Here is a 24041-nt window from a genome sequence, read left to right as displayed (position 1 = left end):
TATGTGAGCGGAACAAATCTAAAATCGTCAATCTAAAATCCCCAAGTAGGGGCGGGTTAACAAATATCCTCATTCATTCACAACGATCTAAGTAAACCCGCCCCTACCTTTATGGGTGCAGTTAATCTAAAATTTAAAATCCAAAATCTAAAATTGATTGACTTTTGACTTCCCCGTAGCGGTACTAAGTTCCCCAGCCGAGAATTTCCGCCACATTCTGAGAAATTTTCAGAGGTTCAAAGGGTTTGGTAATTACACCAGCAATTTTCATTTCCGCAAAGCGAGCGCGATCGCTTGGTTGCACTTTCGCAGTGAGAAAAATTACTGGAATTGATTCAGTAATTGTATCTGCCTGCAATTGTTCATAAACGCTATAACCGTCCATATCAGGCATAGATACATCTAGGAGAATAGCATCAACAAGTTCTGTTTGTGCTATTTTTAACGCTTCCTTACCTGATTCTGCTGTCAGCGTCGCCCATCCTCCCAATTCTTCTAGACAAGCTTGTACCAGTTCTCGGATACGTTCTTCATCATCCACAATTAACAATTTTTTTGTAGTCATTTGTCAATAGTCATTTGTCAATAGTCAATAGTCAATAGTCAATAGTCAATAGTCATTTGTTATTTGTCAATATTCATTGAGTATGGAACATTACAAGAGTGTAATTACTGATTTTTTCTCTGTGTTTCTTACCTTACAGCGTTTTTCAAGTAAATAGACCAAGCAGTAGTAGGGGCACGGCACCAGTAATATTATTGTATGTACTAGTAGATTGTAGATGCCGTGCCCCTACGAGAATCTGTGTTTAAATTACCTGAAAACTGCTGTAACAATCTTCGCGGTGTTTAAGTCTGCGGCTTCTAACAAGCTGCAAGTATGTTATGCGGGGTCTAAATTCCCGTTACACAACTGTACTTCGACTTTCGACTTCTGACTTCCGACTTCCGACTTGTTTAATTCCTTGCTAAGGGTATTGTAAAGAAGAATGTACTTCCTTCACCCAGGGTACTTTCTGCCCAAATTTGTCCGTTGTGCTGATCGATGATACTCCGACAAATTGCTAATCCTAAGCCTGTGCCGCCTTTATCACGAGAATCAGAAGCGTCTACTTGGTGAAATCGCCCAAAGATGGCTTCTAATTTATCAGTGGGAATTCCCCGCCCGCGATCGCTAATTTGAAAGAGTACGAAATCTGTTTGTTGTTGGACGCTGATAATGATAGTGGAATGGGAAGGTGAAAATTTCAGGGCATTACTTAAAAGATTATTAAGTGTTTGCATAATTGCATCAGCATTTGCGCAAACTTGAGCATCTATAACATTAATGTTAAAAGTAATATTTTGTTGTTCGGCGATCGCTTTTACCCCTTCAACTGATTGGTAAATTAAATCAGCCGCATTGCAGGTAGTTTTGTCTAAAACAGATCTGCCTGATTCTAAGCGCTCTAAATCGAGAATATCGTTAACTAAGCGGACTAAGCGATCGCTATCGAGGGCGGCAATCTCAATCATCCGCTTAAACTTGTCTGGCCTGTTATCGTAAATACCACTATTTAATAAACCCAAGGCGGCACGAATGGCTGTTAAAGGGGTGCGGAGTTCGTGACTGACAATACCGATAAACTCACTTTTAATTTGCTCAACTTTTTGCAGTTCGGTGATGTCTTCAGCAATCCCAGCAATTCGGACAATATCCCCCGATTCATTTTTAATTGGGAAAGCGCGATCGCGAATCCAGCGTATGGAATTATCGGGGCGGATAATCCGATATTTGACATCAGATCGCCCTGTACTGACTTGTTGGCTAAGTGAATTGTCAACAATTTGGCGATCGTCTGGGTGAATGCTATCTATCCACTCGCCAAAATTTTCATAAACGCTTTGACAAGTTTTTTGCCAGATATTTTCAAAAGCTTTGCTGATATAGATCACTTGCTGAGTTTGCAAATCTGTCATCCAAAATACTGCTTGGATGTGTTCTGCAAGCTGACGAAACTTTTCTTCGCTTTCGCGTAAAGCTTCTTCTGCTTGTTTGAGTTGAGTTAAATTGTGCAAGATAATCAGCGCACCAGAAATAGTACCATCTGCTTCCCGGTAAGGTGTATAGGTGATGCTCATAAATCGTCGAGGAAAACCAGCACGATCGCACCAATGATCGCTGTGAATAGTTTCTCCCGCAAAACATTTATCTAAGCGCGGCTTGACATTGGCTGTAAACAAATCCTCACCCAGGATCTCACCCATTGTCTGGCCAATCATCTCCCTATCAGACTGATGCCACCAATCTTTATAAGCTTGGTTGACAATTCTATAAGTATAGTTGCGGCTTATCAGTGCTGTGGCATCGGTAGTATGAGAAACGATGCGTTCATATTGATGCAGGATTTCTTCTGCTCGTTTGCGATCGCTAATATCTAATAATACGCCGAGCGATCGCAAAGCTTTTCCCGACTCATCATAAATTGCTCTGGCTCGTCCCATTAACCAATGTACTGAACCATCTGGATAAATTACCCGGTACTCGGCGGCGTAATCTGTATGGGTTTCGATAGAGGCAAAAAACCTCTGTTCTACCCAATCAACATCTTCTGGATGAATTCGACTGCGCCAAAGTTCATAATTAGGCTCAATTGTTTCCGGGGTAAAACCCAGTAAAGTAAACATATTATCGTCCCAGATGAGTTCGCCACTGGATAAATGGAAATCCCAACAGCCTATAAGAGTTAAATCTAAAGCTAGACGGCGGCGTTCCTCACTTTCAATAAAAGCTAATTGTGCTTGTTTGCGTTCGGTAATATCGTTATTGATTTCTAATATTTTTACAGGGTTACCAGCATTGTCTTTCTGTAAAACCCAGCGACTAGCGACAATAATCGCTCGCCCATGCCGGCTAAAATGGGTAAGTTCGCCTTCCCAATAACCTTTGGCCAAGAGTTCGGCTTCAATTTCTGCCTGTGGTTGGGGTAATTGACTTTGCAACAGCCCGTGTAAGTTTTTCCCCAACGCCTCAACTTTTTTCCAGCCATACATAGCCTCTGCACCCTCATTCCAAAAGAAAATTTCTCCGTTCAAGTCGCGGGTGATAATCGTGTCATGTGCGAGATCGAGTAGTTGCGCCTGTTCTAATAGCTGGAGTTGGTTTTTTTGCTGCTCTATGACTGTTTCTAGTAGGCGTTGGTTGACTTCGATTAGTTCCGCCGTGCGCTCTTTAACGCGAATTTCTAACTCTTGCTTGGCTTGTTGCAGTTGAGCTTCAGCTTGTTTGCGTTCGGTAATTTCCTCGCAGACTGTACTAATACCAATGATGCGTTCCCCTTGTTTTAAGGGCAAAAAGCTTTCTACCCAAATTCGCTGCACCCCAGGTTGAGCCGGAGTTGTCCCCATGATTTCTACATTCAACACGGGTTGACCGGTTTCCAGAAGAGAACGCAGCAGAGGTTCAACTGTATCTGCTAGTTCGGGTAGCAATTCTCGGATGGTGTGTCCTAAATGTGCTGCTACAGAAAAACCATTAATTTCTGCTAAACGTTGATTAATGCGAATAAAGCGGAGATCTGTATCCAAGACGCTTAAGCCGATGGGGGCTGATTGATAGATGGTTTCGATTTCTGCTAGTTGACGTTGCAGCTGAATTTGCTGTTCTTTGAGGGCAGCTTCTGCTTGTTTGCGCTCTGTAATATCTGTACAGGTACCAATCCACTCGCTAACTTTGCCGTGACGATCGCAAATTGGCACGCCGCGCACGGCAAAATCACGGTAAATGCCATCTTTCATCTGCAGGCGATATTCTGCAGCGTACAAGGTACCGTTGGTAAAAGATTCTTGCCAGCTTTGCAAAGTTTGTTCGCGATCTTCAGGGTGGACAAAATCTAGCCAACCTAAACCTAAGGATTCTTTGGCGGATTGTCCGGAAAGTTCTTCCCAAATTTCTGGGGCGCTAATTGTCATGCCATCGCCATCAGTGCGCCAGACAATCTGCGCCGAAGCATTAACTAAGGCGCGGTAGCGGTGTTCGCTTTGCTGTAAAGCTGTTTGAGCAAGTTTGCGATCGCTAATATCGCGACATACGCAAAATCGCAGTAATTCCCCTTCCCATTCCACAATGCTAGAGCTGATCTCGACATCGTAAATTGAGCCATCTTTGCGACGGTGGCGAGTTTCAAACACTCCTGTTTTCACGCTCAAAGTATCATGTAACATTTGCTGAATTTCTTGCGGCGTAAACACCGCATCCCAATCAAAAACGCTCATCTGGGCAAGTTTTTCGCTGCTGTAGCCCAGCATTTGCGCAAATCGCGGATTGGCATCGATGACATTTCCTTTGGCATCTAAAATAACGATGCCATCAAATGAGGTTTTGAACAGAGTTTGAATTCGTAGTAGTTGTTTGCCTAAAGTTTGTTCAGCTTGCTTGCGCTGATCTATTGCCATCACAGTTCCCGCCATCCTCAGCGGCTCACCTGCTGGGTTATAAAATGCTTGTCCTCTGACTTCCAGCCAGTGCAGGCTACCATCTGGCCAAATAATCCGATACTCGTGGTGGAAGTTGTTGCGATTTTGTAGGGCTTGTTTAACTACTTGCTCAAGTATGGGGCGATCTTCTGGATGTAAGTAAGTTAAAAATGTTTCATATCTACCATCAAAACTACCCACAACCAAGCCAAATAACTGGTGACATTCTGCTGACCATTTCACATCATTGGTGAGTAAATTCCAATCCCACATTCCCATGTGAGCGGCAGACAGCGCCATTCGCAGTTGTTCGGCATTTTCCTGGGCTAACTTTTGACTGAGTTGTTGGATTTTCTTTTTGCTTTCATGCAAACTGCCTGTGACTAAATTAATCGTCAAGCTAACTAGTAAAAATACCGTCAACCGCAGTAAGCTTTCTGGTTGCTCGAAGCGCAGTTGATGTACATTTTTAATCAAGAAGGTTTCAATTGCCAAGAATGACAGCACAATTGCCACCATTCCTGGGCGATAGCCGCCATACCAGCTGGTAATAATTATCGCTATGTAGAAAAAAGCATTAACGACTCTAAATAGCAGTGGTTCAAACCAGACTGTCAACATTAAGGCGATCGCAGTTGTCCCTATCGCCACAGCATAAGGTAACCATTGCCGATAATATCTGTTCATGGTTGAACCTCCCTAGCTCTTCCTGGTTGCCAGCGCTGGCGCAATCTTTGAATGCGGCTGATGACTCTGGTGACTAGTTCTGGCCCCAGTACTGGCTTGCTAATAAAATCATCGGCTCCCGCAGCAAAGGCTTGCTGGAGAGATGCAGCATCGGTATGACTTGTTACTACTAAAATTGGTAAATCTCCCCATTGGGCATCTTGCCTGACTACTTGACACAACTCTAAACCATTGACTACTGGCATTTCTAAATCTAACACCACTAAATCAGGCAATGTAGTAATTAGTACTTCCCAAAAATGCTGTGGTTCGCTTAAGGTTGTCACCTCTAACCCCCAAGGCGTGAGTAATGCTGATAAGCCAGTGAGAATTAGCGGATCGTCATCGACAATTAACACTTTGGCTTCGGAAGTTTGGCGTTGGGGAAGTACCCTGGCGATCGCCTGAAAGATTTGCTCGGTAGTTGCGGGTTTGTGTAAAAATTGCCTTGCCCCTAAGCGCGATACCGCCAAGCGATCGGCTAAACTATCGCGCCCAGTAAACACGACTATTGGTAAATTAGGCGATCGCAATCCCAATTCTCGCAGCAAAGTCAATCCATCTTCGGCTTTACCTGGAAAGCTCAAATCTAGTAACACCGTGTCTGGCGTTGTTGTAGCTAGGTAGGAGCGTGCAGCAGACAAATCAGGTGCAATTTCTAGCTTCATTCCCCAATTATCAGCTTCTTTGACTAATCTTTGGGTTAACAGCGTATCATCATCAATCGCCAATATGCAATAATTCACTGGCACAGTGACAGCTGGCACAGTTTGAGTTACAGGTGCCTTGGTTAATTCCTGTTGCAATGCCTTGACTAATTGAGAAAATTCAGTATTTTCTCTATCTGTTAATGGTTGATTTTGTAACAATAAATGCTCTATTTTCCTAGCTAACCGCGAACCTTCAGGATAGCCAAAGGTGCCCATTGCTCCCGCTAGTTTATGGGCTTCTTGCTTGGCTGTTTGCTGTAATTCCTCAGATAAATTTCCCGCTAACAGAGCAGAGTTTGCTTGGACTAATAACTCTACTTGTTGGGTAAAAGAATCCTGAAATCGCTGCAAAGCGCGATTAACGGCGGTTAAATTAGGTTTTTTACTTTCCTTCTCATTGCCACTGACGGTATTAGCGGCTAAGGCACGATTTGGTACAGGCTTGAGACGGTAACCAATGCCATAAATCGTCTCGAGAATATCTTCTTTTAACCCTGCGGCTTTAAGCTTTTTACGTAAATCTTTAATATGGGTAGTAACTGCATGTTCCACCGGCGCTTCATCGAATCCCCAGAGGCGATCGAGAATTACCTGACGGCTAAAAATCCGATTGGGGTTTTGTAAAAATAATTCTAAGAGATTATATTCTGTTACCGTCAGCCCAATTAACTGTTCCTCATAAGTCACTTTGCCTGCTGTTTGGTCTAAACAGAGATTTTCCCAAGTTAACTTACATGAGGCTATTGTCCCACTGCGGCGCAACAAAGAACGAATTCTGGCGAGTAATGCTTCTGGTTCATAGGGCTTAATCACATAATCATCAGCACCAGCATCTAAACCCGCAATAATATCTGCATTACAATTTTTAGCGCTGAGTAGCAAAATTGCCTTTTGGTAACCTTGCGATCGCAGTTGCCGACACAAACTGATACCATCTAGTTTGGGGATGAGCCAATCTAGTAAAATCAAGTCATATTCACCAGATATTGCCAGCTTTAATCCCGTTTCGCCATTATTAGCTAAATCAAGACTGTAATCATTTGCTGTCAGCAACTCTGCCAAGGCCATACTCAGTAATTTATCATCCTCAATCAATAAAATTTTCATGGGTGGCATCAATATAAGATGCTGACGACAATTTAAGTTTCATCTATTGTGAAATAACTTTTTAGATTATTTCATCCATAAAATTACTAGAGTGGGGCATTGGGCATGGGGCATGGGGCATTGGGCATTGGGCATTGGGCATTGGGCATGGGGCATTGGGCATTGGGCATTGGGCATTGGACATTGGGCATTGGGCAAAAGTCAAATAGAATTCTTAATTTTGAATTTTGAATTTTGAATTTTGAATTGATTTTGTCCCCCTTGTCCCCCTTGTCCTCCTTGTCCCCCTTGCCCCCTTCCCTGCCTAAATTACAAACGGCTCAACTGGACTATGAGACCAATTTTCCCCAGAGCGTTCTGTAACTAGGGGTCTGACGGTAAACTTGGGTGGTGTACCTTCATGAACATCGATGCGCGCGCAGGAATATGCTAGTTTCTTTTGGAAACCGTAGCCTGTGCGCCCTAAATAAAGTAGGGAGTCGGCGACTTTGCGGGTGGGAGTTTCGGGAATCTCGCTGAAAGTCTCTAATAATTCACTACCTTCTGGACGTTGGCGACGGGGGCGGCGACCGCTACCACCGGAGATAATATAGTTGATATGGGAGTCAGCGTAACCAGTATCAACGGTGCGGAGATATTCAAGACAGTGGGCATGACCGCTAAGAATTAAATCTACTATGGGGCGTTCTGTGACTTGCTTCCCTAGAGTTTCGGCTACTTGTTGAAATACCCAGCGCAAACGGTGACGCACGGCTAAAGTTTGGGCTTGATGCCATTTCGTGGCTTCGGTGACGTAGGGGGGATGGTGGAGATAAATAACCCGTCCGCGAACTTCTGAGTTATGCCAAGATTCAATTAACCGTTGACGCAACCAATCTAGTTGTTCTATGTCAATGGTGGCTGGTGTATGGGCTGTGAGTTGTTTTTCAATGTCGAGTTTCACCTCATTAATTTGGTCTAATTTGGCACTTAGGTCATCGAGTTGTTCCGCATCTTCCGGGTTATCGGGATTGAGGCGATCGCTCAATTCTAAAATCTGTTCTTCTTCTCTATCTATCTCCTGGCGCTGCTTTTGCAGTTCTCGCCGGGACAGATCCCCTGCTTGAGTTGTTGGTAAAGGCGAAGGATCGTTAAATGTATTGGAATCGAGAGCGAAAAAATCTATACCGCCATACCTAAAAGTGTAATAACGGTTAGGTAAACGGGTAAAAATTCCCGGTTCGTAGCGCAAACATCTGCCGGTATCTACTTTGGCGGTGTAATGATTGTCTAAATGCTCTTTTAACTGCTCAGGAGAGGCAATACTAGCGAGATAATCGAGAAACGCCTTAGCATAAGCATTGCCTTGATTGGAACCATGCCAACCAATTTCAAAATCCTTGTAGCGTAACATCCGCCGCAAGCGCAGGGTACTGCCTGTCAAGAGACGATACATCAAAGGCACATCATAATAATCGTGATTGCCCAAGACCGGCAGAAAAGGTAAATTAAACACCATGCGATCGTAAGCAATATTTTTGGGATTTTCTCCACCTACCAGGAATTCCCGGTAAGGTTCAATAAAATTTGCTGGGTAATATTCATGGGAACCTACCACATAAATTACATCGCCTGTGTGCAATACAAAACTGCTTTCAGCTTTATGTTCTAGCATCAGCTTTGCCACTAGACGCTGGGGGTGGTAACCGTAATGAGACTTAGTACCGCTATCGCCAATCACCAAAAAAGAGAATTCTGAATTATCATTTTGGCGATCGTCAATTACTAAACTAGTTTGGTCGATTCCCCGTTCTACAATATTGGGGTGCAACCAGCGTACCCTTTCCTGCATTTTGTGAATTTTCACAGGAACTGTAGGTTCAGATATTAATTTCATTAGTAATTACTCCATAATTTGGGCATGGGGCATGGGGCATTGGGCATGGGGCATGGGGCATTGGGCATTGGGCATGGGGCATTGGTGAATAGTGAGGCTGAAAGGTGCAAGGTTGAGGTTTAAAGATGCATCTTTCGAGATAAAAGCTGCAACTTCCGACATCAAAGGCGCAAATTCCGAGATAAAAGCTGCAACGTTCAGGTTTAAAGCGGCAACTTCCGAGATAAAAGTCGCAACTTCCGAGATAAAAGCCGCAACTTCCGAGATAAAAGCCGCAACTTCCGAGATAAAAGTCGCAACTTCCGAGATAAAAGCTGCAATTGACTTGTTCAAAACCGCAACCTCCGCGATTAAAAGTCTAACTTCCAACTTCAAAGCCCCTAATTCCTAGCCCAATGCCCAATGCCTCATACCCAACACTCAATGCCCAATGCCCAATGCCCCATGCCCCATGCCCTATTGATACCCCGCCGCTTGTAACCAGAAAAGCTTGGCATATTGTCCGTCAGCTGCCAATAATTCTGCATGAGTTCCCTGTTCTACAACTTTTCCGGCTTCAATCACCATGATTTTATCTGCCATGCGGACTGTGGAGAAGCGGTGAGAAATCAAGAATACCATCTGATTTTGGGTGACGGTGCGAAAATGATTGAAAATATCAAACTCCGCTTGGGCATCCATTGCTGATGTGGGTTCGTCTAAGACTAAAATATCGGCTCTAGTCCGCATAAAGGCACGGGAAAGGGCGATTTTTTGCCATTGTCCCCCAGAAAGTTCATGTCCGCCTTTGAACCATCGCCCTAGTTGGGTGCTAAAATTATCGGGTAATTGGTGAATAAACGGTTCCGCCATGCCTTTTTGCGCGGCATTTTGCCAGCGATGGCTATCATCTAAATATTCCACATCGCCAACGCCGATATTTTCCCCGACTGTGAACTGATAGCGGACAAAGTTTTGAAAAATCACGCCAATTCGCCGCCGCAAGACTTCTATATCCCATTCTTGCAAATCTACACCGTCAAGAAAAATCTTCCCGGAGTCTGGCGCGTATAGTCGGGTGAGTAATTTAATTAAAGTCGTCTTCCCGGAACCATTTTCCCCGACGATGGCGAGTTTTTCCCCCGGTTTTAAATGTAGAGAAATATTGTTTAATGCCGGCTTGCTGTTTCCGGGATAGGTAAAGGAGACATTTTCAAAGCGAATCCCATCTTCAGGATTGATACCAATGGTGACTGTACCCCAAGGTTGGGGTGATTCTTCTTCTAAGAAGTCGTAAAGATTAGAAAGATACAGGTTATCTTCGTACATCCCGCCAATAGAAGTTAAAGCAGCCGCAAAAGTTGACTGCCCTTGGCGAAAAACGGTGAGATACATTGTCATATCCCCTAAAGAAATTTTCCCTAGCACCGTTTCGATGACAATCCAAGCGTATGCGAGGTAAAAAGCGGCGGTACTTACCAAACTCAACAAGTAACCCCACAATCCCCGGCGCAGAGTTAAGTCCCTATCTTCACCGTAGAGTTGATGAAAAATGTTGCGATATCGCCGCAGCAGCATTCCCCCTAGTTGGAAGAGTTTAATTTCCGTGACATAATCTTCTCGCGCCAAGAGATTTTCTAAATAATGCTGCTGACGAGTTTCAGGCGCGCGCCAACTAAACAGGCGAAAAGCTTGGGTAGCAAATTTAGTTTCCGCAATAAAGGCAGGCATGGCGGCTACAATCAGCACAATCACCGCCCACACCGAGAACTTGACTAATAAAATTCCGTAAGTCACCAATGACAGGGCACTTTGCACCAGTCCAAAGGTACGATTTACCAAAGAAAGGGGACGTACCGAGGCTTCCCGGCGAGCATTGAGGAGTTTATCATAAAATTCCGAGTCTTCAAAATACTTTAAATCTAATGTCTGCGCCTTCTCCAAGATAAGTACATTCACGCGCTGACCGAGTAGTGCGCGTAACAGTGATTGACAGACAATCAAACCGCGCTGACTGCCAGCCAATAACATGACAGCGATCGCTTCTAATGCTACATATAATAATGGGCGGGAAATATCACCATTAATACCAGCTTGAGCCGAGAACACCACCGCATCGACTATTAACTTGCCGAGATAAGCGATCGCAGCCGGTAACAAACCAGCAATTAAAGTTAAACTAGCCAGAATAATTGTCAAACTACGACTAGTAGTCCACACTAGCGCAATAGCCCTTCCACTGTAACGGAAGACAGCTAGTGATTGTCGCAGAGCCTTTCGTGTCTTTTGAGTCTTCATTATTCTGTTTATAGCGCGAAAAACAGTGCGATCGCTGGGTAATATCGATGGAAGTATCTACAATCGCCAAACCGATATACCGCCCGCACCCTAGAAGGGTGGGGCTAACGCTACATGAGCTTACCTGCGTGGGCTAATTTTCTTCAGCCTACGAAGGTGGGCAAAAGGATGCGAACTTAAAAAAGAACCTCGTGAATGAGGCTTTGAACTCGGTTAATAGGCTTTGAACTGCCAAACTACTTGTAACAAATGAGAATTTTCCTCAAACCCCCGATTTACTCGTTTTTCACCTGATGAACGGAAGTATAACCGTATAGAAAACCCTTTATAATGTTATGTTATGCCAGTCAGAGATATCTTTCACAACGCAGTCAAAAAAGGGCTAGAAAAAGAAGGGTGGAAAATTACCCACGATCCCTTACCAGTCAGTTTCGAGTTAGGGGATATGTACATCGACTTAGGCGCAGAAAAAATTCTAGCAGCAGAAAGAGAGGGTGAAAAAATTGCTGTTGAAATTAAAAGCTTTTTTAAAACATCTGCGATTTCTGAATTTCACACAGCTTTAGGACAGTTTATCAACTATCGACTAGCATTATCTGAACAAGAACCAGACCGTACTCTCTATTTAGCGGTTCCCCTCGATACATATACTTCCTTCTTTACTATCAGACTTGTGCAAAATATTATCAAAACATATCAACTAAAATTGATTACTTATCAGCCTGCAACGGAGGAGATTATCGAATGGATAAACTAACAAAATACCAACAAATAATTCAGCAACTTCTCCAAGAATATGCGGCAATTTCTAGTAAAGACCCAGAAATTGAAACCCAATTAATTTTTGATACAGAACATCACCACTATCAACTTGTAAATGTCGGCTGGAAAAATCAACGTCGTGTTTATGGTTGTTTTTTACATTTAGATATTAAAGATGGTAAGGTTTGGCTGCAACACAATGGTACAGAAAATGAAGTAGGAGAAGATTTAGCTTCTTTAGGTATCCCCAAGCAAGATATTGTCATCGGCTTTCATTCGCCATTTAAACGCCAATTTACAGATTATGCTGTGGGTTAAATAACAAGTTTACTTGTATTTGAACCACAGTCAGAGGATATTAGGAATCGCTTACGTTTATTGACATTTGACCGAAAGCAAGAGGTAATTGTGCAATGGATACCTTAGAAATATATCAAAAAATTATCGAGAAAATTCTGAACGAATATATAAAAATACCCTACGCTAATCGGCAATTAGAAATAAAACTTATCATCGATCGCACAGCTACTAATTATATAGTCATGACTTTGGGATGGGAAGGAGAACAAAGAGTTCATGGTTGCATTATCCATATTGAAATTATTAATGGAAAAATTTGGATTCAGCGTGATGGAACTGAATATGGTATTGCTAATGAACTAGTATCAGCAGGAATTCCTAAAGATAAAATTGTTTTAGCTTTTCATCCCGAAGATGTGAGACAATACACTGATTTTGCAGTTGCTTGATTGGACAAAAATGCGATCGCACTTTTTTGATGAATGCGATCGCACAGTGTAAAGCTAAAAAATTAGAGAAATCAGTTATGCAATTATCATAACTAGGTTAGCTTCTTATTAAGCCACTCCATATCCCGTGTAAGGACGTTTATAAGGTGGCTGTAAACCCAAAACAATATCTTCTTTTGGTACTCCCATCTCCAAGAGTTCTTCTGCTAAATCTACATCTGTCATATTGTGCTGAATCCATATTTTATAGTTTTTAATATCAAAATGCATGACAATGTGATAAACCCGACTTAAACCATGCCAACCTATACGCATTAACTGATAATGATCGTGCAATGTATCAAATATTAACTCGTTTTCAACCTCTTCTCGATGAGGTTTGTAATTAGCATATTTAGTTAAAATTACTTGGACATATTGGCGATATTGTTCTAGTGTGTCCATGACACAATCACCTCCATAATTCACCAACAACATCCTCCCCACAGTGCAAGCATTTTTCTTTTCGCGATAACATATAAGCGCGAAGTTCTATCTGTGGGTGGATATGTAATGATGCCTATACGTCAAACCTTCTCCAAGTCTGACATTCAACTGTCTTACTTAGAGTGGCACCAAGGTCAAGAACCCTTATTGCTATTACATGGTTTAGCCGACAATGCTCTAGTATGGTCTAGCTTAGGGGATTATCTAGCCGCAGATTACCATATAGTTGCCCCAGATATGCGCGGTCATGGCGAAAGCAGCAAGCCGGAAGATGATTATAGCTTTGAAAGTGCGATCGCGGATTTAGAAGCCCTCATGGATAGTTTAGGATGGTCTAGTGCCCATGTTGTCAGTCATTCATGGACGGGTAAATTAGCCGCTATCTGGGCGAGACAAAATCCCGAACGGTTGCGGAGTATGATTTTGATAGATCCAATCTTCATCTGGAAAATGCCCAGCTACTTTAAACTGACATTTCCCCTGTTATACCGGGTGTTACCATTTCTTAAAAGTATGGGGCCTTTTGTTAGTTACGAGTCAGCCAAACAGCAAGCGCAACAATTAAGCCAATATCAAGGTTGGACTGATTTACATCAGCAAGTCTTTGATGCGGGAATTGAACAAAAGCCTGATGGTAGTTGGGGGAGTAAATTTACTATAGCCGCCCGCGATCGCATTTTTGAAGATGTTATGCGCCTACCTGGGTTAACAGAGCCAGTTTATTTACCAACTCTCTTCATCCAACCCCAAAAAGGCGTAAATCGTCAAGATTGGCAACTTAAACCCTACAAAACTCATCTAAAAAACTTAAGCATCTGCCAAGTTCCCGGAAATCATTGGCCTTTCTTGACACAACCAGAAGCCTTTAACCAAACTGTAGCAGCATTCTTAAATCAACACAAATGTAAAGTTTGAAGGATGCAGGATATAGACAGCTTGCACAAAGCTAGTACCGCAGGGCGGAATTCAAAATTCAAAATTCAAAATTCAAAATTAAGAAAGAGTAAGCTTTTTGTTGATTTGGAATGGGTAGTTTATTTCCGCCGACTTGCACTAGGATGTAGAGAAGTTTTGATATCAAAGTTTGTCTGTAATTAATTTTGCGGCAAAAAATTTCTAGCCATTCTTGCTTCTATATCCTTAATTCTTAAATATTACCTATTAACTAATCATGAGCCTTTGTATTAATCCAGTTTGTCCTCAACCCAATCAATCCAGCCAGGAGGAACATCGTTTTTGTCAAAGTTGTGGTTCCCAATTACAACTTTTAGGACGCTACCGTGTCACGCGCTTATTAAGTGAAAAAACTGGTTTTAGTAGGATATACGAAGCATACGAACAAGATACACCAAAAATCATCAAAGTTCTCAGAGAAAATTTATCTAATGAACCTGAGTTAGTCGAACTATTTCAGCAAGAAGTCACCGTACTCAAACAGTTAAATCATCCCGGTATACCTCAAGTCGATGGCTACTTTCAATATCAAACCCGCAACGGTTTATTATTGCACTGTCTAGCAATGGAGAAAATCGACGGACTGAATTTAGATCAATGGCTGAAACAACAAGAAAATCTCCCAATTGCCCAAACACAAGCTATATATTGGTTGAGACAATTACTAGAGATTTTAGCAGTCTTACATAGCCAGCAATATCTACATCGGGATATTAAACCTAGTAATATTATGCTGCGCAGTTCACCAGATACCCAAGGTAAAAAAGATGGGGGAGATTTGGTGTTAATAGATTTTGGCACAGCTAAAGAATTCGCCCAATCTTTAAATGGGGAAACTGCAATTTTATCATCTGGCTATAGCGCTCCAGAACAAATGCATGGCGCAGCCGTACCCCAATCAGATTTTTTTGCTTTAGGACGCACCTTTGTATTTTTACTCACAGGTTACCATCCTTTAGAAATGTACGATATTCAGCATAATGTTTTGCATTGGCGAAATCGGACAAATAATATTTCCAGTTTATTATTAAATTTAATTGATTGGTTAATGGCTCCGGAAATTGAAAACCGTCCCGCCACTGCTCAAGCAATTTTAGATAAATTAGCCGAAATTGAAAAAATATTAAATGCCAGTATAACTACAACTACAACAGTAACTGCACCGGATACTCACCAAACCGCACAGTTACCTGCACCAGCAATTAAAACTGTTAAATCTCCCGAAAAACCACCAGAAAAACTCCCCTTAATTGCATTAATCGCTGCTTTACTTGCATCATTAGGGTTACTAGGTTTAATAGCTTTATTTTTAGGAAATCTCAAATTTAATTCCTTACCTAATTATGGACAAGCACCAGAAAGAAAAGGTAAAGTAGATTATTTCCCTTATGTAGAAGGGCAAGATAGTCAAGGTAGAAGCGCTGAGTTTAATATCGCTGTTTTATCTATAGAATATAAATGGCTTTTAGGCAGTAACTTCCAAATTAAATATAACGATAAAGTTATCAGTCTGGAAGCCTTAAAGTTAAACTTAGAACAAGAAGGTATTCAGAAGATAATGGAAAATCCCAGTGAGATTATCTCTGTAGGTACAGCTTCTTGCGAAGGTGATACAGCAATTGAACAACGCCGCGCTTTAGAACGTTCTCAGCAAATCCAACTTTTAGCTAAGAAATTATTTAGTAATACACCCAGCGTTAAGGGTTATCGCTTATTAAATTTAGGACAATTTCAACGCAGTGATTGTCAAGCCAGTCAAGATTTAACTGCATATCAAAGAAGTATTATTATTATTGGCGTCAAAAATAAATCATCAGGTGTAATTGTTGATGAAGCCTTGAGAAATCGCTTAGAGAAGAAACCGTTTGCAGATTTTAAATTAGATGATTATTCTTTAGGTTCAGCCGAAAAATTTAAAACCATACCCAATAATTTATAGCGAATGCATGTAACAATCGTAGGGGTGGGGTTTCCCCACCCTTACCACAGGTTGAAAGGATTAGGTTGTCAACAGTCAACAGTCAACAGTCAACAGTCAACAGTCAACAGTCAACAGTCAACAGTCAACACCAATATTTTTCAAACCTGAAACTTGAATTTTGAATTTTGAATTTTCTAAGCGCCCATACCAGAATAATGCTTTAAACCCATGCGCCAAAGCAAGCGATTTACACCTAAAAATATTAATATCCACCCTAGCAAAGCTAAAAATCCCCGCCCTATATCTATAGGTAGCCCAATTAAAATATTGGCTGGTAAATCCACTAAATAAGGAAAAGGTGTCCAAATCAGTACGGCTTTGACACTTTCGGGAAATACTTCTAGGGGTGCAATAACTCCAGAGAGAAATAAATAAAATAATAACCAAAGATTATCTAAAGCAATAGCTCTTTCTGTCCAAAAAGCGAACATCGCAAAGGTATATTGAATCAGAAATCTTAAAATAAATGCCATGATTACTGATAATATAAATAGCAAGAACCTACCCAAATTTGGTATCCAAAAAGCTTGAGGATATAAAATAAAAAATAATACAATCAATATTAATGTAAACTGAAGCCTAGCAAATCTATCGGCAACATGTCCAGCAAAGTGATGCCATACAGGATCTAAAGGTTGGATTAATCTAGGTGAAAGTTTCCCTTCTACTACTTCTCGTTGAAAGTCCCAAATTACCCAAACAGCAGTAAATTGTCGAATAATAAAAACTGTTAAAAAATACCGAGCAAAATCTACAGGTGTTAAATTTAAACGTCCACTCTGAGCCGCTTGTATCCAAATACCCATGAATATAATTGGTAAAGAACCAGATAATACCCATAAAATCATTTCTGCTCGGTACTCAAGCATATAAGCGTAGTAAACTGAGAGCAAAGTTAGCGCTTTTCTAATTATTCGCTGCATGATTTACCGCATTTATTTTGAGAGTTTGTAGTAAGCACTTGAGTGCTTAAAAATTAAGGAATGAAGTCCTTACTACGAATTGATTTAACTCAGAGAATTGAGAAACTCAGCTATTCTCTCAACAGCAGTTTCTAAAATAGCTGGTTCATGTACTAACGCAAAACGAACATAACCTTCACCCGATTTACCAAAACCAGAACCAGGAGAAGCTGCTACACCAGTTTGCTTAACTAGTTGAATACAAAATTCTTGAGAATTTAAACTACAATTTGCAGGTAACTTTGCCCAAATATACATTGTGGCTTTGGGAGTGGGAACATACCAGCCAATACGGTGTAAAGCATTAATGAATGTATCGCGACGCTGACGGAAGATAGCAACTCCTTTTTCCACGCCAATTTGGGAACCTGTTAAAGCCGCGATCGCACCGTTCAAAATTCCCCGATACTGATTAAAGTCCACTGCTGCTTTGACTTGACGTAAAGCCCGGATTAATTCCGCATTACCAATCGCATAACCAATCCGGAAACCGCCCATATTATAAGACTTGGACAGGGTGAAAAATTCAATCGAGATACTTTTGTCTGGGTCAGCTTGTAAAATTGAGGGTACTAAAGCTTGGGTATCAGCCTGATTTTTATCCTCATTCTCTGGAAATACCAAATCTACATAGGGGAAATCGTGAACTAAGACGATATTATGTTGCTGACAAAAAGCTACAGCTTCTTGGAAAAATTCTAAAGTCGCGATCGCAGCTGTAGGATTATGAGGATAACTCAACACCATCATCCGCGACTGTGCCACAACCGGAGCCGGAATATCGTTAAATACTGGTAAGAAATTATTTTCTTCCAGTAATGGCATGGCATAAATTTGACCGCTAGCTAAGTAAACTCCGCCCATGTGAGAAGGATAGCCTGGGTCGAGTAATAAGGCGAAATCTCCCGGATTTAAGACTGCTAAAGGTAAATGTGCCGTACCTTCTTGGGAACCAATTAACGGCAATACTTCAGTTTCCGGGTCAACTTTAATACCAAATTTATTTTCATACCAATTAGCAGCCGCTTGCCGAAAACTTTTAGTACCGTGAAACAGCAAATAGCCGTGAGTACTCGGATCGTACAACGATTGCGCGATCGCTTCAATTACATGAGCTTCTGCTGGTAAATCTGAAGATCCTAACGATAAATCAATTATCTCTCGTCCAGCAGCCAAAGCCGCAGCCTTAGCTCTATCCATATCTGCAAAGACATTAGATTGCAGGGGTTGTAACCGCTTGGCAAATTCCATAGTTGTTAATACTCAATAGTTATAATCAATAGCCAACCAATTTTAACTTCAGGATGTTCAATGATAGATTAAGCCCGTACCTTTAGGTATGGGCTGGGATAAAAAATCTTCGATTTTACATCTACTCCCGAAGAAATTCGGAAGTAGAAAAGCTAATAAAGCCTAATTAAATTTTGGATTTTGATTTTTTCATCCAAAATTGACAACCTCAGATTAAGTCAGCAAGCTGGGCTTGAAACCCGTGACTAATTTTTATTGAAATATTCATCTAAGAGGCTGATTAATTTATCTTTACTCATGACTCCCTCAGTGGATGCCAATAGTTTTTCACCTTGAACTAACCTGATAGCAGGTACGCCTTCCACTTGGAATTTTTTAACAGTAGATGGGTTGGGGTCAATTTCCATTTTAACTACTTTTAGGCGATCGCCATACTTGTTAGCAGTCTGGTTAATTACTGGTGACATTAGTTGACAAGGCCCGCACCAGGAAGCCCAAAAGTAAAGCAATACTGGTAAATCAGCTTTTAAAACTTCGGTTTCAAAATTAGCATCAGTTATGGTGATTACACCTGTACTCATTACAGTCTCCATCGGGTGGCATCGATCAAAGTGGGCACACAAAATACTGTATCTCAATCTGAGTGGTCATTGGTCAACGGTCAACGGTCAACAGTCAACAGTCAACAGTCAACATTTGGACTATTGACTATTGACTATTGACTATTGACTTTTGACTTTTGACTAAAAAAGCAAAATCCCACAACCTAAAGGTGTGGGACTAGTTGGAAGAAGTTATAAAACAAAATTACATTTGATCCAATTGTTTGCGTAAGGATTCCAACTCAGAATCTACTACATCATTATTAGCTTTAGGTTGGGTAGTTTCTTGTTGTGGTGGTAGTTGGGGTTGATTGGCTGAACTAGCAGGGCCTAAAGTCATTTGGGCTTTTAAAGCGGCTAATTCATCATCAACATCGCTACCAGCTTCCAAACGCGCAAACTGGGTTTCTAAGTCAGCACCAGCTAACTCGGCGGCTGATTGAGCGCGTGCTTCTTGTAGTAAAACCTTCTCTTCCATGCGCTCAAAGGCTGCTAATGCACTGCTGGTATTCATCCCGCTTACCATATTTTGCAGTTGCTCTTGGGCTTTAGCAGTGGTAATCCGCGCTTTGAGCATTTCTTTCTTGGTTTTAGCTTCAGAAATCTTGCTTTCTAGCTGAATCAGGTTGCGCTTGAGGGTTTCGACTTGAACGTTTTGCTGATCTAAGCTAGCCTTGAGGGCGGTGCCAGTTTCAGTGTAAGTCTTTTTCCGTTCTAGGGCTTGTCTTGCTAGGTTCTCATCACCTTTTTGCAGGGCTAGTTGGGCGTTGCGCTGCCATTTGGTGATTTCATTTTGGGCATCATTGTACTGCTTATCAGTGCGTTTTTGGGCAGCGATCGCTTGAGCCACACCCTGACGTAGCTGAACTAAATCTTCCTGCATCTCCAGGATAGATTGCTCTAGCATTTTCTCAGGATCTTCAGCTTTATTTACCAGGTCGTTGAGGTTAGCACTGACTACTCGCTTAATACGATCAAATAATCCCATAAGTTTGTTTTTTCCTTGTGTTGTTTACGCAATTTGTTGGCAGTTAAGCTTTTACTGTTTAATAGCTACTTATTCCAATGTAATCTTTCCAGCCAGGAACAGTACCTCCCAACACCCCTTATTTGTTAAGATATACTCCCACTTACCCAATTGCCCATCATGTTGGCTCTTGACTTTTGGGTAGCTGTTGTTTTGGACGTACTTCCGCAGCATCATTTACAACCTGTAGTTTCATTGCTGCTAACTCGGTGTCAATATCATCCGTAGCTTCCAACGCCGCAAATTTTTTTTGTAACTCATCACCACCCAATTGAGCTATAACTTCTGATTGTGCCTCTAGCTGCAAAACCTTTTCTTCCATGCGCTCAAAGGCATTTAAGCTGCTAGTGGCAGAAACACTACTCAGCATCTCTTGAAGCTTAAAGGAGGCTTCTGCCGAACGAGCGCGGGCAATGTACAAATCTTTTTTCGTTTTTGCTTCCGCTATTTTTAACTCTAGCGTCCGCATATCCTTTTTCAGTTTATCCACCACTTCAGCTTGCTCTATTCTTTGACTCAAGAGCGCTTTGGCAGTTTCCTGATAAACTCGCCGTTTAGTTAGGGCTTCCTTAGCTAGAGCTTCGTTTCCTTGTTGCAGCGCCAATTGAGCGCGACGATACCATTCTTCGGCTGTAGACTCAGCCGCCGCCGCCTGTCGTTCCGTCCGTTTTTGAATGGCGATCGCACTTGCAACTCCCCGCCGCAGTTGCATCAAATTTTCCTGCATTTCCATCACAGTCTGTTCCAAAACCTTTTCTGGATCTTCTGTACTGTTGAGGAAACTATTCAGATTCGCTTGTACCACCCGCAGGATACGCTTCATCACTTCCATGTCGGCTCTCCATTCACTTTTGCCAGTCACGTAGGGGGCAGGGGAAGGGAAGGAGGACAGGGGGGACAAGGAGGACAAACAATTCAAAATTCAAAATTCAAAATTCAAAATTAAGAATTCTCTTTGACTTTTGCCCAATGCCCAATGCCCAATGCCCCATGCCCCATGCCCAATACCCTATGGCTGCTGCACTCTAGCTTGAATTCCGTTTTTCTCTAGTAGTTGTAGCTGTTTTTGAACTTCTTTTTGAGTTTTAAAAGCACCCAGGAAAATAAATTTGTTATCGGTTGATAAATAAGCATCGGGAACTACTCGCCGTACTGAGGCAAAAGTGCGATCGCTCTCATTATCAATCACTACATGATAAAAACCATCTGCTGAGGGTTTGAGTTGGGGATTGGGTAGTGTTTGACTGCTGGTTGGCGTGCTAGGCGTTACTGGTTGCGCCTGCGGTGATGGCGCTACTGTCAGGGGATTTACAGCTTGTGGGGGAGCTACTTGTGTAGGCGGTTGAATGGGGGGATTAACTGGTTGTATTGGCACAGGATTGGGCGCTGTGCGGGGAGTTTCTTGTCCTTTTGGTTGTAAGCCGACAACATCATTAGGATCGTTGACTTCGGGAAACTCTTTAGTCGCCAGATTGGGATACTTGGGTATGGGCGTGAGTACTGGTTCTGGTTGGGCTGGGGTATTGCCTACAGGAACTGTAGTTTTTTCTGTAGGGGTAGTAGAGGTAGAAGATTGAGAACTAAATAATTTACTCAGGTTCAAATGAGTCAAACCTTTGGGATTGAAAATTACATACCCCAACGTCAGACTTGCTACCAAAAGCAGTAGCATCGAACCTATACCCAACGGTGAGAGTAAACCATCATTAGCCGTGCTGGGCTTTTTCTTTTGCGGTTCTTCATCCGTGACGCTCCGCAGCAGTGCTTCGCTAGATTCTAAATAATCCTCCGGCTCAATCGGGGTGTCATCTGCTTTTAAGCCATTACTATTTTGCTGTGACTGTCCTGTTGGTATGATGCTGGTAGTAGGATTCACTGGGGGCGGCGGTGGCGGTGGCGGTGTTTGGGTCACTTCTGGAGTAGAAGATAACAGCAAATGATCCATTTCATCTAACTCGGCTGGCTCTGTAACTGCTTCCATTGCTGGCGTATCAGCTGTCACAGACGGTGCTACAGATGGTGGAATACTGGGTTTGGTTTGTGCTGCTTGAGACTGCTCCATAATAGCCGCCGCGATCGCTTGCGGTGAACTACCGACATAACTAATTACACGTGCAGAATTTGGTAACCTAGAAGTGTTGCGTGTACGTCGGTATCTAGCTAACTCCCGATCTAACTGGACTTCTAAACTCGCCAGTGCTGCTGCTAGTACTGGCTTTAAAGTCGGTGTTTTAGACAATTGAGTGTCAGAATTTACTCGCGGATTTTGACTCATTGCCTGCTCCCTAAAACTGATACAAAGCCGGACATATCTAGAGATGAATTTTTACTTTCTGCTGCTGCAAAGATGGTTAATAGTATCCCATCCACAGCTAAAACTAGTTGAACCAGCCGTGTTAAAGTCACGGTGAATCTCTTAATCATAATTAGAACAAATATCAACAAGTTGTTACAGTCACACATAAGTCGCCAATATCGGGAAAATGCCCCTGGACATTGGCTACCCTACAAGCATCTAAGCTAATGCGCATCTAAATTGCATAACTACTAATCAGGGCTGTCAACAGTCAACAGTCAACAGTCAACAGCCCTCACAATGGATTGTGCAACTTAAAAGTAGATTAGCTGCTTCCCCGTTGTAGCAAGTGGTGCGGAAACCTGCCAGACTGTGCTGCTTCAGAAATACAGCGCTCTCCGCAAGGCGCTGGCTAATTTTTTTAGTATCTTGAATGAATTTTTTTAGTATAGATCCCAGACCTCAGCTCAATTTTTACTCTTTTCTTGCAAGATGTCCTTTGAATCAGTTAATGATATTCTAGATATTCTCCAAAAGCAGGCTCAATGGCAAGAACAACCTTTGCAACTGGTGCTGAAAATTTGGGCAGAAGTTGTGGGAGTTGTTGCTAACAAACATACTCGACCATTATCAATCCAGCGAGATGTTCTGTGGGTAGCGACTTCTAGCGCAGCTTGGGCACAGAATCTGACTTTTAAACGTCAAACTCTATTGTTAACGTTAAATGAAAAACTCAGCATCTGTCTGGTGGATATTCGCTTTTCGACTGCTGGGTGGAAATCTTCGCCAGAAAAAGTCAAGTTACCAACAAAAGTTTTGCCATCGCAACATCCTAGTTATGTAGATGATGCGACTACCTCTAAAAGTGCGATCGCATCCCCTCATGCCAATAATACTGATATAAATAATGCCAATACAGCTTTTGGGCGTTGGGCAAAGTTAATCCAAACGCGATCGCAAAGTTTACCGCTTTGTCCCCAGTGTCAATCTCCCACACCTCCTGGTGAACTTCAGCGTTGGCAGATTTGTGCTTTTTGTGCCGCTAAACAGTTGTGAATGGTCATCAGTTATTTTTTTGTCCTTTTCTTAACCGCCTCAATCCCTTGCCTAATGGGAAAATTGCCTTTTATCTTGAGATTCCTTAATTTTTCTTTATATATCTGTGTTTATTTGTATCCGAAATTGGGATAAATAATAATGATTCATTTTTTTAGAACAGATTTTTACTCAACAACTTTACTGACAAACACTGTTGCTCGAAGTTGTTGCTAACAAAAACTATTGCTAGCAACTGTCTCAACGCGCAATAACACCACCAATCCCCAATCCCTATAACCCACCCATTGGAATTTTATGTTGAATTTATAAATTATTTTTCCGATGATTGCTAAATTACTATTGTGAGTTTTGTAGATATACTTATGCCATCTGCAAAATTCTCTAGTTAGGCAGTCTGGAAGATTTTTGAGCGTTTACTCTCAAGACCCTCAGACAAAAACATTATTGGCAACAAACTTGCTAATTTGCATTCAGTATCAATGATACTGAACTGATTTTTGACGGCTATCCTCAAAAATTTTAGTCAAGCAGGCGCTGAAATTAATTATCAGCAATCTCCAAAAGCCAGGGGCGGTTAAGGAAAAATTACCGCACAGAAATTACCAATTCCCTACCATTGGTAATAGTCTTTGAATTCTAGATAATTTCCAGTAAATTACCTCAAAAGTATGAGAACAAGCTGCTTGACTCTACCTCAGTTCCTATTCCTTAGGATATAAATTAATAAATTGGACAAATCCAAGTTTATTATTTTAGCCTTG

At 41.9% G+C, this 24041-nt stretch carries 22 protein-coding genes; 7 read left to right on the top strand and 15 right to left on the bottom strand.

Translation table 11 applies throughout. The features are described from left to right. Positions 1 to 184: 184 nt before the first annotated feature. The 7 genes from H6G08_RS26200 to H6G08_RS26175 form a co-directional block, all read right to left on the bottom strand. Positions 185 to 565 (bottom strand): response regulator, encoded by a 381-nt coding sequence (locus H6G08_RS26200; RefSeq protein ID WP_190548374.1) that lies wholly within the window; start codon positions 563 to 565, stop codon positions 185 to 187. A gap of 392 nt (positions 566 to 957) precedes the next feature. Next, positions 958 to 5142, bottom strand: a complete 4185-nt coding sequence (locus tag H6G08_RS26195) for a PAS domain S-box protein (RefSeq protein ID WP_190548372.1) — start codon at positions 5140 to 5142, stop codon at positions 958 to 960. Continuing rightward, positions 5139 to 6998, bottom strand: a complete 1860-nt coding sequence (locus H6G08_RS26190; RefSeq protein ID WP_190548369.1) for a response regulator — start codon at positions 6996 to 6998, stop codon at positions 5139 to 5141. Before H6G08_RS26190 ends, H6G08_RS26195 begins: the two co-directional genes overlap by 4 nt. A 61-nt stretch (positions 6999 to 7059) precedes the next feature. After that, positions 7060 to 7182 (bottom strand): hypothetical protein, encoded by a 123-nt coding sequence (locus H6G08_RS38335; protein ID WP_277877857.1) that lies wholly within the window; start codon positions 7180 to 7182, stop codon positions 7060 to 7062. A 120-nt stretch (positions 7183 to 7302) separates the two neighbouring features. Then, on the bottom strand, positions 7303 to 8874 hold the full coding sequence (locus tag H6G08_RS26185; protein WP_190548367.1) for a metallophosphoesterase: 1572 nt from the start codon (positions 8872 to 8874) through the stop codon (positions 7303 to 7305). A gap of 6 nt (positions 8875 to 8880) precedes the next feature. Then, positions 8881 to 9207: a hypothetical protein gene (locus H6G08_RS26180; RefSeq protein ID WP_190548365.1), complete on the bottom strand. Its 327-nt coding sequence runs from the start codon at positions 9205 to 9207 to the stop codon at positions 8881 to 8883. Between the two features lie 123 nt (positions 9208 to 9330). Continuing rightward, positions 9331 to 11151 (bottom strand): ABC transporter ATP-binding protein, encoded by a 1821-nt coding sequence (locus H6G08_RS26175; RefSeq protein WP_190548363.1) that lies wholly within the window; start codon positions 11149 to 11151, stop codon positions 9331 to 9333. A 340-nt stretch (positions 11152 to 11491) separates the two neighbouring features. Here H6G08_RS26175 and H6G08_RS26170 point away from each other — a divergent pair, with 340 nt between their 5' ends. The 3 genes from H6G08_RS26170 (at position 11492) to H6G08_RS26160 (ending at position 12662) form a co-directional block, all read left to right on the top strand. After that, the gene (locus tag H6G08_RS26170) at positions 11492 to 11908 is read left to right on the top strand and encodes an element excision factor XisH family protein (protein WP_190548361.1); all 417 of its coding nucleotides are present in this window, start codon (positions 11492 to 11494) and stop codon (positions 11906 to 11908) included. Further along, on the top strand, positions 11896 to 12231 hold the full coding sequence (locus H6G08_RS26165) for a XisI protein (RefSeq protein WP_190548359.1): 336 nt from the start codon (positions 11896 to 11898) through the stop codon (positions 12229 to 12231). Before H6G08_RS26170 ends, H6G08_RS26165 begins: the two co-directional genes overlap by 13 nt. Before the next feature lie 95 nt (positions 12232 to 12326). Further along, complete coding sequence (locus tag H6G08_RS26160) at positions 12327 to 12662, top strand: XisI protein (RefSeq protein ID WP_190548356.1); 336 nt, start codon at positions 12327 to 12329, stop codon at positions 12660 to 12662. Positions 12663 to 12770: 108 nt separating this feature from the next. Here H6G08_RS26160 and H6G08_RS26155 read toward each other — a convergent pair whose 3' ends face one another. Next, complete coding sequence (locus H6G08_RS26155; RefSeq protein WP_190548354.1) at positions 12771 to 13106, bottom strand: XisI protein; 336 nt, start codon at positions 13104 to 13106, stop codon at positions 12771 to 12773. 111 nt (positions 13107 to 13217) lie between these two features. On the opposite strand from H6G08_RS26155, the gene H6G08_RS26150 reads away from it, so the two are divergent. From H6G08_RS26150 to H6G08_RS26140, 3 genes are all read left to right on the top strand, one after another. Further along, the gene (locus H6G08_RS26150; RefSeq protein WP_190548388.1) at positions 13218 to 14063 is read left to right on the top strand and encodes an alpha/beta fold hydrolase; all 846 of its coding nucleotides are present in this window, start codon (positions 13218 to 13220) and stop codon (positions 14061 to 14063) included. 256 nt (positions 14064 to 14319) lie between these two features. Beyond that, positions 14320 to 16041, top strand: coding sequence for a serine/threonine protein kinase (locus H6G08_RS26145; protein ID WP_190548352.1), 1722 nt, complete (start codon positions 14320 to 14322; stop codon positions 16039 to 16041). Between the two features lie 3 nt (positions 16042 to 16044). After that, on the top strand, positions 16045 to 16191 hold the full coding sequence (locus tag H6G08_RS26140; RefSeq protein WP_190548350.1) for a hypothetical protein: 147 nt from the start codon (positions 16045 to 16047) through the stop codon (positions 16189 to 16191). 26 nt (positions 16192 to 16217) lie between these two features. Here the strand turns inward: H6G08_RS26140 and H6G08_RS26135 are convergent, their stop codons facing one another. The 7 genes from H6G08_RS26135 to H6G08_RS38330 form a co-directional block, all read right to left on the bottom strand. Next, positions 16218 to 17006 (bottom strand): ABC transporter permease, encoded by a 789-nt coding sequence (locus H6G08_RS26135; protein ID WP_190548348.1) that lies wholly within the window; start codon positions 17004 to 17006, stop codon positions 16218 to 16220. Positions 17007 to 17090: 84 nt separating this feature from the next. Beyond that, positions 17091 to 18296, bottom strand: a complete 1206-nt coding sequence (locus tag H6G08_RS26130; protein ID WP_190548346.1) for an LL-diaminopimelate aminotransferase — start codon at positions 18294 to 18296, stop codon at positions 17091 to 17093. 245 nt (positions 18297 to 18541) lie between these two features. Next, positions 18542 to 18877, bottom strand: coding sequence for a thioredoxin family protein (locus H6G08_RS26125; protein ID WP_190548344.1), 336 nt, complete (start codon positions 18875 to 18877; stop codon positions 18542 to 18544). A gap of 226 nt (positions 18878 to 19103) precedes the next feature. Next, positions 19104 to 19886 (bottom strand): PspA/IM30 family protein, encoded by a 783-nt coding sequence (locus tag H6G08_RS26120; protein ID WP_190548342.1) that lies wholly within the window; start codon positions 19884 to 19886, stop codon positions 19104 to 19106. A gap of 157 nt (positions 19887 to 20043) precedes the next feature. Beyond that, positions 20044 to 20757, bottom strand: a complete 714-nt coding sequence (locus H6G08_RS26115; RefSeq protein WP_190548340.1) for a PspA/IM30 family protein — start codon at positions 20755 to 20757, stop codon at positions 20044 to 20046. 177 nt (positions 20758 to 20934) lie between these two features. Continuing rightward, positions 20935 to 22200, bottom strand: coding sequence for a hypothetical protein (locus H6G08_RS26110; protein ID WP_190548338.1), 1266 nt, complete (start codon positions 22198 to 22200; stop codon positions 20935 to 20937). Continuing rightward, a complete protein-coding gene (locus tag H6G08_RS38330; protein WP_277877856.1) occupies positions 22197 to 22331 on the bottom strand; it encodes a hypothetical protein in 135 nt (44 codons plus the stop codon). The genes H6G08_RS26110 and H6G08_RS38330 overlap by 4 nt, the downstream gene beginning before the upstream one ends. A 382-nt stretch (positions 22332 to 22713) precedes the next feature. On the opposite strand from H6G08_RS38330, the gene H6G08_RS26105 reads away from it, so the two are divergent. Beyond that, positions 22714 to 23277 (top strand): DciA family protein, encoded by a 564-nt coding sequence (locus H6G08_RS26105; protein WP_190548336.1) that lies wholly within the window; start codon positions 22714 to 22716, stop codon positions 23275 to 23277. Positions 23278 to 24041 lie beyond the last annotated feature (764 nt).

The organism is Calothrix anomala FACHB-343 (genome assembly GCF_014696435.1).
Taxonomy (GTDB): Bacteria; Cyanobacteriota; Cyanobacteriia; order Cyanobacteriales; family Nostocaceae; genus Aulosira; species Aulosira anomala_A.
The sequence above is the reverse complement of the archived record's forward strand: the minus strand, read 5'-3'. Positions and strand labels throughout refer to the sequence as shown.

Excerpts from the sequence above, each read along its gene's own strand:
- H6G08_RS26200 (WP_190548374.1), bottom strand. The coding sequence starts at position 565 with ATGACTACAAAAAAATTGTTAATTGTGGATGATGAAGAACGTATCCGA.
- H6G08_RS26195 (WP_190548372.1), bottom strand. The coding sequence starts at position 5,142 with ATGAACAGATATTATCGGCAATGGTTACCTTATGCTGTGGCGATAGGG.
- H6G08_RS26190 (WP_190548369.1), bottom strand. The coding sequence starts at position 6,998 with ATGAAAATTTTATTGATTGAGGATGATAAATTACTGAGTATGGCCTTG.
- H6G08_RS38335 (WP_277877857.1), bottom strand. The coding sequence starts at position 7,182 with ATGTCCAATGCCCAATGCCCAATGCCCAATGCCCCATGCCCAATGCCC.
- H6G08_RS26185 (WP_190548367.1), bottom strand. The coding sequence starts at position 8,874 with ATGAAATTAATATCTGAACCTACAGTTCCTGTGAAAATTCACAAAATG.
- H6G08_RS26175 (WP_190548363.1), bottom strand. The coding sequence starts at position 11,151 with ATGAAGACTCAAAAGACACGAAAGGCTCTGCGACAATCACTAGCTGTC.
- H6G08_RS26170 (WP_190548361.1), top strand. The coding sequence starts at position 11,492 with ATGCCAGTCAGAGATATCTTTCACAACGCAGTCAAAAAAGGGCTAGAA.
- H6G08_RS26165 (WP_190548359.1), top strand. The coding sequence starts at position 11,896 with ATGGATAAACTAACAAAATACCAACAAATAATTCAGCAACTTCTCCAA.
- H6G08_RS26160 (WP_190548356.1), top strand. The coding sequence starts at position 12,327 with ATGGATACCTTAGAAATATATCAAAAAATTATCGAGAAAATTCTGAAC.
- H6G08_RS26155 (WP_190548354.1), bottom strand. The coding sequence starts at position 13,106 with ATGGACACACTAGAACAATATCGCCAATATGTCCAAGTAATTTTAACT.
- H6G08_RS26150 (WP_190548388.1), top strand. The coding sequence starts at position 13,218 with ATGCCTATACGTCAAACCTTCTCCAAGTCTGACATTCAACTGTCTTAC.
- H6G08_RS26145 (WP_190548352.1), top strand. The coding sequence starts at position 14,320 with ATGAGCCTTTGTATTAATCCAGTTTGTCCTCAACCCAATCAATCCAGC.
- H6G08_RS26140 (WP_190548350.1), top strand. The coding sequence starts at position 16,045 with ATGCATGTAACAATCGTAGGGGTGGGGTTTCCCCACCCTTACCACAGG.
- H6G08_RS26135 (WP_190548348.1), bottom strand. The coding sequence starts at position 17,006 with ATGCAGCGAATAATTAGAAAAGCGCTAACTTTGCTCTCAGTTTACTAC.
- H6G08_RS26130 (WP_190548346.1), bottom strand. The coding sequence starts at position 18,296 with ATGGAATTTGCCAAGCGGTTACAACCCCTGCAATCTAATGTCTTTGCA.
- H6G08_RS26125 (WP_190548344.1), bottom strand. The coding sequence starts at position 18,877 with ATGAGTACAGGTGTAATCACCATAACTGATGCTAATTTTGAAACCGAA.
- H6G08_RS26120 (WP_190548342.1), bottom strand. The coding sequence starts at position 19,886 with ATGGGATTATTTGATCGTATTAAGCGAGTAGTCAGTGCTAACCTCAAC.
- H6G08_RS26115 (WP_190548340.1), bottom strand. The coding sequence starts at position 20,757 with ATGGAAGTGATGAAGCGTATCCTGCGGGTGGTACAAGCGAATCTGAAT.
- H6G08_RS26110 (WP_190548338.1), bottom strand. The coding sequence starts at position 22,200 with ATGAGTCAAAATCCGCGAGTAAATTCTGACACTCAATTGTCTAAAACA.
- H6G08_RS26105 (WP_190548336.1), top strand. The coding sequence starts at position 22,714 with ATGTCCTTTGAATCAGTTAATGATATTCTAGATATTCTCCAAAAGCAG.